Annotated in this window: 6 protein-coding genes; 2 read left to right on the forward strand and 4 right to left on the reverse strand. The window is 56.1% G+C overall.

What is annotated here, in order from left to right:
• Positions 1 to 28 precede the first annotated feature (28 nt).
• Together KH208_RS15410 and KH208_RS15415 are read right to left on the reverse strand one after the other, a co-directional pair.
• A complete protein-coding gene (locus tag KH208_RS15410) occupies positions 29 to 547 on the reverse strand; it encodes an Hcp family type VI secretion system effector (protein ID WP_008684977.1) in 519 nt (172 codons plus the stop codon).
• 519 nt (positions 548 to 1,066) lie between these two features.
• Positions 1,067 to 1,606 (reverse strand): methylated-DNA--[protein]-cysteine S-methyltransferase, encoded by a 540-nt coding sequence (locus KH208_RS15415; protein WP_291437772.1) that lies wholly within the window; start codon positions 1,604 to 1,606, stop codon positions 1,067 to 1,069.
• A gap of 236 nt (positions 1,607 to 1,842) precedes the next feature.
• Between KH208_RS15415 and KH208_RS15420 the strand changes: the two genes are divergently transcribed.
• Positions 1,843 to 2,028, forward strand: coding sequence for a hypothetical protein (locus tag KH208_RS15420; RefSeq protein WP_291437774.1), 186 nt, complete (start codon positions 1,843 to 1,845; stop codon positions 2,026 to 2,028).
• A gap of 5 nt (positions 2,029 to 2,033) precedes the next feature.
• Positions 2,034 to 2,213, forward strand: a complete 180-nt coding sequence (locus tag KH208_RS15425; RefSeq protein WP_291437776.1) for a hypothetical protein — start codon at positions 2,034 to 2,036, stop codon at positions 2,211 to 2,213.
• A 30-nt stretch (positions 2,214 to 2,243) separates the two neighbouring features.
• Here KH208_RS15425 and KH208_RS15430 read toward each other — a convergent pair whose 3' ends face one another.
• Both KH208_RS15430 and KH208_RS15435 read right to left on the reverse strand, forming a co-directional pair.
• Positions 2,244 to 2,555, reverse strand: a complete 312-nt coding sequence (locus KH208_RS15430) for a helix-turn-helix domain-containing protein (protein WP_291437777.1) — start codon at positions 2,553 to 2,555, stop codon at positions 2,244 to 2,246.
• Positions 2,556 to 2,557: 2 nt separating this feature from the next.
• Positions 2,558 to 2,890, reverse strand: a complete 333-nt coding sequence (locus tag KH208_RS15435; protein WP_165177925.1) for a type II toxin-antitoxin system RelE/ParE family toxin — start codon at positions 2,888 to 2,890, stop codon at positions 2,558 to 2,560.
• Positions 2,891 to 3,282: the final 392 nt, after the last annotated feature.

Below are 3,282 nucleotides of genomic sequence, written 5' to 3' on the forward strand. Positions count from 1 at the left end.
TGGCGTCCGGCAACCGCGCCCCAGGCGGCTAAGCGCTCTGCGGCTTGCGCCAGTCGTCGCTTTCCGAGGTGCTGGCGATTTCGTGGGTCTTGGTGAGCTTGCGGTACGTGAACTGCACGTCCTCAAGATGGGTGAAATGCGCCATGCCGGGGTCCTGACAGTTGGGCATGTAGGTGGTGATGTCCGTAATGATGGCGTCTTCCAGCGTCATGGTGAAATAATGCTCCATGGTGCCCTGGGCCGAGGTGCGGTAGAACTTGAGTTCCACCTTGGGCAGACGCTCGCCGCTGGTAAGAGCGCGGTAGAGCAGGGGAGAGCACTTGTCCATGACCTTGGTGATCTTCAGGGGCTGGTGCACGCGCTGGCCCGTGGGCTGGCCGGACTGCGGATCGCGGGGCAACAGTATCTTGTGCTCGAAGGCCTCGATAAGGGTCTCGTTTTCGTGCCCCTCCTGATAGATGTTGCCCACCGAGGCTTCGGTAAAGTTGTTGGCGGTGATGTTGCCCTGACGCTCGCCGGTGATGGTCATATACGCTGGGGTCGGCATAACGGTCTCCTGTTGCTGGTGAGAGGATAGTAGATATCGATCTTCTTTATAGCAAGAGCTATTCCATAAGATTAAACGCAATGAAACTAATATGTTGATTGAAATGGCTATTGCTATATGGCGAAGTTTCGCCATAGGATTTAAAATAAAAAAGCAGATAATAGCTTGTAATTTATTGATATTACAGGGAAAAGCTGATCGGCGAAATTTCGCCGTCGTTCTGCCGCCGATAAAAAGGAAAATGTTATAATTCATTGAAATGGCGGGAATTTTTAGTGGCGGAAAATCAACAATTCGCGCAATGGGACAATGAACCAGCCCGCAAGGCCATGCCAAGCGGGCTGGTTACGCAAAAAGGGCAACACAAGGCCGAAGTGGGGTTTTCAGCGGCAAGAGTTTGGGATTGATCGGACAATAGGGAAAGACGCGGGCCTGTCCGTTGTCGCAATCCTTACCTGTGGTGGGCTATCCGGATATTGCCATTCTCCCATGAGGCAAAAGACAAGGCAGTGCCGCTTGTCAAAGCGCGGTGCCTTTTGTGGGGGCAAACAGCCGGGACATATCGGCTCCTTCCAGTTGGAGGAGCTTTATCTTTGCGCCGATGCCCCCGGCATAGCCCGTAAGGCTGCCGTTTGCGCCCACGACCCGATGGCAGGGGATAATAATGGAGATGGGATTATGGCCCACGGCCCCGCCCACAGCCTGGCTTGACATGCTTTTCCTGTTCATTCCGGCTGCCATTTTTTTCGCGATGTCGCCGTAGGTAACGACCTGACCATAGGGGATTTCACACAATCTGCTCCAGACTCCTTGCCGGAATTCACCTCCGATGGGGCGGAGCGGCAGTTCTGATATGGCGGGCCTCTCTCCCGCAAAGTACCGGCCCAGCCATTTCTTCGCTGCCCTGAATACCGGCAGGTCGTCTTTCAGGGACATTTCCCCGGGGATAGTATCTCCAAAATACTTTTGTCCCTCGAGCCACAGGCCGGTGAGATTTTCACCGTCACATGCAAGGGTAAGCAAACCCACAGGCGACGGGTGCGTTGTCCAGTAATACATGCTCGCCTCCTTAGCGTGAATTCCAGAGATTGACCGTGGCATAGCTGCGCCAGGGCCGCCAGGCTTCGGCCAGCTTCATCCGTTCTTTTGAGGTGCAAGGCGGGAGTGCTTTTTTCACTCCTGCGTCCGTTTCCAAAAAAGCGTCCGGCCATGGCCCAGCCTTTCCTGGTCAACTGGCACCATGAGCGCATTACCGACGCCCTCATGGCCGTGTATCGCGGCGAAAGACCCTGTTCTTGGGTGACGCCTGCACGGGAGCCGATGAAATCGCCAAGTTGCAGGCGGAGGACATGACCAAAAAGCCCACGGACTTCCTAGGCGCGGCAGCCTTGTGTTTCGCGCTCGCGGAAATCGACGTTGACCCATGGCCGGATTGGGGCGAACGCACCAAACTCTACGGGGGGCCTGCCGACGAATCCTGAAGAGTATGCGGGAAATCTGTGAAGAAATGGGCGTTTGCGCCAAGGTGGTCAGGATATGGGTTGCCGCGGGCGCGCCCATTGCCGTTGAGGGCCGCGACAAGAGGCGCAAATACAGCGCCGAGGCGGCACGTCTGCAACTGTGGCGCGAGACGGCGGCTGGCACAAAACAAAAGGCCGAGGCGTAGCTGGCCCCGGCCTGAATCCTGATGCATTTTTTAGCCCGCCAACGCGGCGCGCACGGTATCCGGCGCTTTTTCGATGACGCGCAGGTACGCGCGTGCTGCGGGGTCGGGCTTACGTTTTCCCTGTTCCCATCCACGTACGGCATACAGGGACAGTCCGAAGCTCGCGGCGAAACTCGCCTGCGTCATGCCCATGCGCTCCCGGATGGATTTCACATCCACATGCTCGGGGGCGCGCGCCACCTGAACGACGTGTTCCACGTATTCCGATTTGGGCATTTTGCCCTGGGCGATCTGGACCGCCTGTTCCATGCTCTTGAGGAGCTTTTCGCCAAATTCGCTCATATCTATTTCACTCCGTAGGCTTTGAGGAGTTCTCCCACAAACCTTTTCAGACCGTTCTTTTCTCCCATCGTCAGGGTGTCTTTGCGGTTTTTGGGGTATATCATCAGCGCAAACACCGGTATGGACTCCGCGTAGTAATAATAGATGACGCGGTACCCGCCGCTTTTACCGCCTCCCCGGCGTGCCCAGCGCACCTTTCGCACACCCCCCGTCTGCTCGATAATATCCCCGGCCTCGGGATGTTCCGCCAGAAACAATATCAGATCGTTCCGCTCGTCCTCGGTCAGGAGGGCTTTCACTTCATGCGTAAACGCCGGAGTTTCCGCTACCGTCATAGGGGTGTTTTGCATGTGGGTATATGTAATACATTGTCTTACTTCTGTCAAGATCGAAAAACCTGTCAAGTTGTCCTGAGATGCACCTGGGACGTGCTGAGATGGTTCTGGGTAATCCTCCCCAGATTCTCCATGCTACGCTTCCGGCCACAACCGGGAGTTTTTTCATGCCTGTGCATACCGAGTTCATCCGTCGCTTTTTGGCCCGCTGGGAGACGCGGCAGCTTGTCGCCTATACCTCGCCACCCATTTCCCGGATGTCAGGAAAGCTCAAAAAATCCTTGGGCACAAGCACTAGGGTAGCGATAGAAATGGCACTACTGACATGAGGGGGAATTTCCCAGCGCGCCCGCGTGGGCCGTGGGTTTGTGGCCGCTACAGGGCAAAAACAA

Origin of the sequence: Desulfovibrio sp., from assembly GCF_018379785.1 — a bacterium.
Classification (GTDB): domain Bacteria; phylum Desulfobacterota; class Desulfovibrionia; order Desulfovibrionales; family Desulfovibrionaceae; genus Desulfovibrio.